Origin of the sequence: Pseudoalteromonas sp. S3178, assembly GCF_005886985.1 — a bacterium.
GTDB classification, from domain to species: Bacteria; Pseudomonadota; Gammaproteobacteria; order Enterobacterales; family Alteromonadaceae; genus Pseudoalteromonas; species Pseudoalteromonas carrageenovora.
The window spans coordinates 1-359 of sequence record NZ_PNCW01000404.1 but is presented as its reverse complement, the minus strand read 5'-3'; the positions used below and the strand labels follow the sequence as shown (position 1 = coordinate 359).

General features: G+C 44.0%; 1 protein-coding gene. It reads left to right on the top strand.

What is annotated here, in order from left to right; translation table 11 throughout:
* The coding region (locus tag CWC11_RS21490; protein ID WP_138684222.1) for an EVE domain-containing protein at positions 1–321 on the top strand (321 nt) is incomplete at its 5' end.
* Positions 322–359 lie beyond the last annotated feature (38 nt).

Genomic DNA, 359 nt, shown 5'->3' with positions numbered 1-359 from the left:
AAAGTTGGTGACCAAGTATTTATTTACCACTCTAGCTGCAAAACACCGGCGATTGTCGGGGTTGCCATTGTTACACATGCTGCTGAAGCCGACCCATATCAATTCGATATGAGCAGTGACTATTACGATGCCAAAGCAACATTAAAATCACCAAGATGGGTAGGTGTCACCATACAATATCAACGACACCTAAAACCGATTACACTGGCGGCAATTAAAGCCAATAATGACATCACCGAACTCGCGCTCAAAAAAGCCAACCGCTTGTCTATTATGCCTGTGAGCGAGCGTGAATGGGACTTACTTATTGCGCATGGCTAGCGCATTTTTCGTTTTGGCTTCATACCTTGTTTTGGAAT